Below are 5,275 nucleotides of genomic sequence, written 5' to 3' on the forward strand. Positions count from 1 at the left end.
CCCACACCTATAAATCCCCCACAAATAGCGTCGGACTCGTCTTTTGTTTAAAATCGACCGGCGCCCGGTCACCCGATCTCGAGCGCGACCACGCGCCACGTGCCGCGGCGCGCCTCGAGCCGTGCCGCGGCGGCCCGCACGCGGTCACCGTCCTCGACCACGACCGTGCCCTCCGCGACGCCCTCGCCGATCCGCAGCACCCGGGCGCGGCGCACGGTGACGGGCCGGGTCGTCGTCGCGCGTGGGCCCTCGGCGACGAGCCGCGACCGCCGCGCGAGCGTCTCGTAGATCTCGGGCGACACCCACCGGGCGAGCTGGCCCACGGTGCGCTCGCCGCGCACGACCTCGACGGCAGCACGTACGACGGCGCAGCACAGGGCCGTCGGGTCCGGCAGCGGGAGCGGTGCCGTCGGGGGTGCGAGCGGGCGTCCCCGCACGACGTGCTGCGGTACCCGCGCGGTCGTCACGTCGGTCAGGTCCATCGTCGGGACGGGACGCTCGCCGACGCAGCGCAGCAGGCGAGCGGGCAGGTCGGCGGGCACGCTCGTGGAGCGGGCGGGTGGCGCGGGCCGGTCGGGCGGCGCGGCCGGGGCGGCCCGACGGCGTGGTGGGGCGGCGACGTCGGTCGTGGCGTCGGTGGTGGTCAGCAGGGGAGCGGTCATGGTGGGGCTCCTTCGCGGCGGGTGATCGTCAGGAGGTCGGTGCGACGAGCACCTGGCCCGGGCGGACGAGGTCGGGGTCGTCGCCGACGACCCCGACGTTCGCGGCGTACCAGCGCTGCACCGCGTCGGCCACCTGCGCGTCCGACGCGCCGTCCGGGAGGTGGCGTGCGGCGATCGACCAGAGCGAGTCACCGCGCACGACGACGACCTCGCGCGGCTCGTCCGCGGCGACGTCCCGCACCACCGTGAGCGCGGCGTCGCGCTGCTCGGTCGAGGCGCTCCGGGCCCCCGGCGCACGTGCGGGAGCCGACGGACCCGTCGACGTCGCGGTTCCAGGTGCCGTCTCGTGTGCCGCCGCCTGTGCCGGAGCCGGGTCCGACGGCCCGCTCGGGGCTGTGCTCGGCGCGTCCGGGGTGACCGACGGCATCGACGGCGCGGCCGGTGCGGAGGACGCGTGGTCGGCCGGTCCCGCGGTCGGGGCGGCGATCATCGGCACGGGCTGGTCGAAGGTCGTCGCCAGGGCCGAGGGAGCGTGCGGTGGCGCGGGTGAGGAGACGTCCGTCGGGAGGGGAGCGGGCTGCGCCGGCCCGGCCGGTTCGGGAGCGGGGGTCGAGGCCTGCCATCCCAGGTCGACCGCCACGGCCCCGGGGTCGAGGTCCGGGGTCGTGGCGGCCGGCGCGGGGGCGCCGTCGGGGGGGTGGGGCGGGGGGTCCGCCCCCCCCGCGTGTCGGGGGGGGGGGGCGGCCCCCCCCCCCCCCGCCCCCCCCCCCCCCCCCCGGGGGGGGGGGGGGGGGGGGGCGGCGGCCTGCGCGGTGCCTCCGGCGAGGACGAGGCCCGCACCCACGGTCAGCCCCACGCCTGCCCGCGCGGCCCGGCGGACGACGGCGGGCGCCGCGCGCAGGAGGAGCCGTTCCCCGGCTCCCCACGAGCGGCCTACGGCGCGCACGACGACGCAGCCCAGGCCGAGGAGGGCGCTGGCGGCCACCCAGGTGGCCGCCGCGGCCCCGATCGCGACGGCGAGAAGCTCGACGTAGGGCTCGGGGCGAGCAGCGGGGAGGGTGCCCACGAGGTGCGCGGCGCGCAGCGCGAGCGCCGTCACGGCGCCGCCCATGACGAGGAGGAGCGCGAGGAGGACGGTGACGCCTCCGGCTCGTGCGGGTACGGCGGTACGACGGTCCATCGGTGCCCCCTGCGTCGCCGCCTGTCATTGGCGGCTCTTGATGTCGTTTGATGTCGTTTGATCACGACAGAGCGATCTAAGCGCGCCCGGTTGCTCCTGTCCAGAGGGCTTCTCGTGATGTGGACAGGGCGCGGACCGGAGGAGTGGGGGACCGCTACGGTGTCCCGGTGCGATGGGACGCCCTCTTCGACGACCTCGCGGCGCAGCTCGCCGCCGCGGAGTCGCAGGACCGGGCCGCCGCCGTCGCCGACCTCACCCGCGCGGAGCACGCGACGATCACGCTCGTCGAGCGGCTGCGCGGCACGCCCGGCACGGTCACGCTCGAGCTGCGCGACGGGTCGGCCGTCACCGGAGAGCTGCGCGAGGCGGCGGAGGAATGGGTGCTCGTGGGCGATGCCCGGCGTCAGCACCTCGTCCCGACCGGCGCGATCTCCGCCGTCCAGGGCCTCGGCCGCCATGCCCAGCCCGCGCCCTCGGCGAGGTCGGCGCGGCTGGGCCTCGGCCACGCCCTGCGTGCGCTCATGCGCGACCGTCGGCCCGTCCAGGTGCGGACCCCCGCCGGGACCTTTCCCGGGTGGGTCGCGCGGGTCGGCAAGGACCACGTCGACCTGGAGGTCGCCCCGGGCGACGGGCACGGCTCGCGGGTCGTGCCCTGGTCCGCCGTCCTGTGCGTCAGCGAGTCGGAGACGGGGTTCGGCCCGCGGTGAGGAGCTTGCAGGGGGAGCGCGGCGGTCGCTCAGCCGTCGAAGTCGCCGGCCTCGATGCGCTGGCGCGTCTGCGCGTACATCCGCTGGATGTACGCCTCGAGCTCGCTGACCTCGACGCGCCATTGCCCCCGGCCGCCGACCTGGATCGCGGGGAGCTCGCCGGAGCGGACGAGCGCGTACGCCTGCGCCGCGGAGATGTTGAGCTCGTCCGTGACGTCGGCGAGGGTGAGGAACCGCTGGGCCATGGCGTCAGTCTGGCACGCGCGCGCCGCGCCTCGGCGCTCGTCCACAGGCCCTGCCACGGGTGGCGCAGACCGGGGATCATGAAGCCGCGGCACGGCTGACGTGCCGGACGACCAAGGGGGAGATCGATGACGACGACCACGGAACGACCCGTGCGGGTCGAGCCGGCACCACGGCCCGCCGCGCGCCTGAGGCGGCCGGGCTGGAAGGACCCGCGGCTCCTCGTGGGGATCGTGGTGGTGGCGCTGTCCGTGGCCCTCGGGTCGTGGGCCGTGAGCACCGCGAGCCGGACCGTCACCGTCTACGCGGCCGGGGCGGCGCTGACGCCCGGGACGACCGTGACCGCGGCGGACCTGCGCGCGGTCGAGGTGCGCCTCGGGACGCAGACGGACCGCTACCTCCTCGTGGCCGACGGGCTCTCGGACGAGGCCGTCGTCCTGCGGACCGTCGCCGCGGGCGAGCTGGTCCCCGCGTCGTCGCTCGGCGCGGCCGCCGACCTCGCGGTGCGCGCCGTCGCGGTCCCCGTGACGACGGGCCTCTCGGAGCGGATCGTCGCCGGGGCGGCGGTCGACGTCTGGTACGTCCCCGAGGCTCCCGCCCCGACGGCCGGTGCCGAGCCGGGCACCGCCGCGGGGGAGGAGCCGCCGCAGCCCGAGCTGCTCGTCGAGGCTGTCACCGTCGCACAGGTCGACGAGGGCGAGGGGACCCTCGTCGTGGGCGGACCGACGACCGTCCACCTCCTGGTCGGCGTCGACGACCTCCCGACCGTGCTCGCGGCGGTGGCCGGGGACGGGACGATCGCGCTCGTCCCGGTCGGGGCTGCGGGATGAGCGGCGCGACCACGGTCGCGACCGTCCTGTGCGCGGTCCGGGGCGCGCGCGAGGCCGACGTGGTCACGACGCTCGCCGCTCCCGGGCTCCAGGTCACGCGGCGGTGCGCCGACGTCGTCGAGCTGCTCGCCGCGGCCGCGGCGGGTGCGGGTCGGGTCGCCGTCGTGTCGTGCGACCTGCCCGCGCTGGACCGGCAGGCGGTCGTCGACCTGCACGCCCACGACGTGCGGATCGTCGCGCTCGCCCCGGCCGGGACGTGGGAGGAGGGACGGGTGCGGGCCTACGGGGTCGACGCCGTCGTCGACCTGGACGCCGCGCCGGGCGCGCTGTGCGACGTCGTCCGGTCCGTCCTGCCACCCCGCGAGGCGGCCACGGGCGCGCCCGGAGTCCCCCGGCGGCCCGTCGACGCCGGCGCCACCGATCCGGGGCGGGAGCCCCGCCTCGGGCGGACCGTCGTCGTGTGGGGGCCGACCGGCGCACCCGGCCGCACGACCGTGGCGACGAACCTCGCCGCCGAGCTCGCGGGACCGGCGCCTGTGCGGCGTGCTCGTCCGGCTCGCCGGGAGCGGCGCTCCGCGGACGTGGACGTCCCTGCCGTCGTCCCCTCGGCGCCCGACGCGGAGGTCCTGCTCGTCGACGCGGACACCTACGGCGGGAGCGTCGCCCAGCGACTCGGCCTGCTCGACGAATCACCGGGGCTGGCGGCGGCCGCCCGCAGCGCGGGTCAGGGCGCGCTCGACGGCGCGGGGCTGGTCGCGCTGGCGCCGACGGTCCTGCCACGGGTCCGGGTGCTCACGGGCCTGACCCGGGCTGCCCGGTGGCCGGAGCTGCCCGGGGCGTCGCTCGACGCCGTGTGGGAGGTCGCGCGGTCCGTCGCGGACTGGACGGTCGTCGACTGCGGCTTCGGGATCGAGCGGGACGAGCTCCTGACGTACGACACCCGCGCCCCGCAGCGCAACGACGCGACGTGGAGCGCGCTCGCGGCCGCGGACGTCGTGGTCGTCGTCGGCGGGGGCGACCCCGTCGGGCTCCAGCGTCTGGTCCGGGCGCTCGACGAGCTCGCCGAGACGGGTGCGTGCGTGGGCGCGGCGCGCGTCGTCGTGGTGAACCGCGTGCGCGCGAGCGTCGTCGGGCCCCGGCCCGAGCGGGCGGTGCGCGACGCGATGGCGCGCTACGCGAGCGTCGACGACCTGCACGTCGTCCCCGAGGACGCCGCGGTCGACGTCGGCCTCCGCGAGGGCCGGACGCTCGCGGAGTCGGCGCCCGCGAGCCCCGCCCGTCGCGCCCTCTCTCGGCTCGCCGCGCACGTGCGGGAGGCGGCGCCGCCCGGGCGTGGTGCGGCGCACGGACTCGCGCTGGAGGCGGCACACTGAACCCATGCGCATCTACCTCCCCGCGACGCTCGACGAGCTCGACGCCGTCACCGTGACCGCCGACGCCGCCCGCTGGAGCGTCGCCCCGCGCGGCGCCCACGCCGTGACCGCCGCGCTGACGCGCGCGCTGCCCGACGAGGACGAGGAAGGCCTGGAGTACGCGGCGGCGCTCGAGGCGGCGGACGACTCGCTCGCGCTCGTCGCGGCGCGCCCGGACGCGCCGCGGCAGCGGCTCGTCGTGACGCTCGAGGTGCCCGACGGCGCGGTGCAGGTCGTGGGC

7 protein-coding genes are annotated in these 5,275 nt (G+C 77.8%); 4 read left to right on the forward strand and 3 right to left on the reverse strand.

Features of this window, described 5'->3' with window-relative positions:
• Positions 1-68: 68 nt before the first annotated feature.
• Together ACFWH7_RS20610 and ACFWH7_RS20615 are read right to left on the reverse strand one after the other, a co-directional pair.
• Positions 69-662 (reverse strand): Rv3235 family protein, encoded by a 594-nt coding sequence (locus ACFWH7_RS20610; RefSeq protein WP_378219481.1) that lies wholly within the window; start codon positions 660-662, stop codon positions 69-71.
• A 28-nt stretch (positions 663-690) separates the two neighbouring features.
• Entirely contained in the window at positions 691-1,842 is a 1,152-nt protein-coding gene (locus ACFWH7_RS20615) for a LysM peptidoglycan-binding domain-containing protein (RefSeq protein WP_378219483.1), read from the reverse strand.
• A 167-nt stretch (positions 1,843-2,009) separates the two neighbouring features.
• Here ACFWH7_RS20615 and ACFWH7_RS20620 point away from each other — a divergent pair, with 167 nt between their 5' ends.
• Complete coding sequence (locus ACFWH7_RS20620; RefSeq protein WP_378219485.1) at positions 2,010-2,549, forward strand: hypothetical protein; 540 nt, start codon at positions 2,010-2,012, stop codon at positions 2,547-2,549.
• A gap of 29 nt (positions 2,550-2,578) precedes the next feature.
• Here the strand turns inward: ACFWH7_RS20620 and ACFWH7_RS20625 are convergent, their stop codons facing one another.
• Positions 2,579-2,794: a helix-turn-helix domain-containing protein gene (locus tag ACFWH7_RS20625; protein WP_087472469.1), complete on the reverse strand. Its 216-nt coding sequence runs from the start codon at positions 2,792-2,794 to the stop codon at positions 2,579-2,581.
• A gap of 126 nt (positions 2,795-2,920) precedes the next feature.
• Between ACFWH7_RS20625 and ACFWH7_RS20630 the strand changes: the two genes are divergently transcribed.
• The 3 genes from ACFWH7_RS20630 to ACFWH7_RS20640 form a co-directional block, all read left to right on the forward strand.
• On the forward strand, positions 2,921-3,622 hold the full coding sequence (locus ACFWH7_RS20630) for a CpaB family protein (protein ID WP_378219488.1): 702 nt from the start codon (positions 2,921-2,923) through the stop codon (positions 3,620-3,622).
• On the forward strand, positions 3,619-4,995 hold the full coding sequence (locus tag ACFWH7_RS20635; protein ID WP_378219490.1) for a hypothetical protein: 1,377 nt from the start codon (positions 3,619-3,621) through the stop codon (positions 4,993-4,995). Before ACFWH7_RS20630 ends, ACFWH7_RS20635 begins: the two co-directional genes overlap by 4 nt.
• 4 nt (positions 4,996-4,999) lie before the next feature.
• A partial coding sequence (locus tag ACFWH7_RS20640; RefSeq protein ID WP_378219492.1) for a DUF6912 family protein occupies positions 5,000-5,275 on the forward strand: 276 nt, incomplete at its 3' end.

This window comes from Cellulosimicrobium cellulans, from assembly GCF_042723955.1.
GTDB lineage: Bacteria > Actinomycetota > Actinomycetes > Actinomycetales > Cellulomonadaceae > Cellulosimicrobium > Cellulosimicrobium cellulans_H.

What these genes read in the sequence shown, in the direction of transcription:
- ACFWH7_RS20615 (WP_378219483.1), bottom strand. Translation starts at nt 1,842, where the DNA reads ATGGACCGTCGTACCGCCGTACCCGCACGAGCCGGAGGCGTCACCGTC.
- ACFWH7_RS20625 (WP_087472469.1), bottom strand. Translation starts at nt 2,794, where the DNA reads ATGGCCCAGCGGTTCCTCACCCTCGCCGACGTCACGGACGAGCTCAAC.
- ACFWH7_RS20630 (WP_378219488.1), top strand. Translation starts at nt 2,921, where the DNA reads ATGACGACGACCACGGAACGACCCGTGCGGGTCGAGCCGGCACCACGG.
- ACFWH7_RS20635 (WP_378219490.1), top strand. Translation starts at nt 3,619, where the DNA reads ATGAGCGGCGCGACCACGGTCGCGACCGTCCTGTGCGCGGTCCGGGGC.
- ACFWH7_RS20610 (WP_378219481.1), bottom strand. Translation starts at nt 662, where the DNA reads ATGACCGCTCCCCTGCTGACCACCACCGACGCCACGACCGACGTCGCC.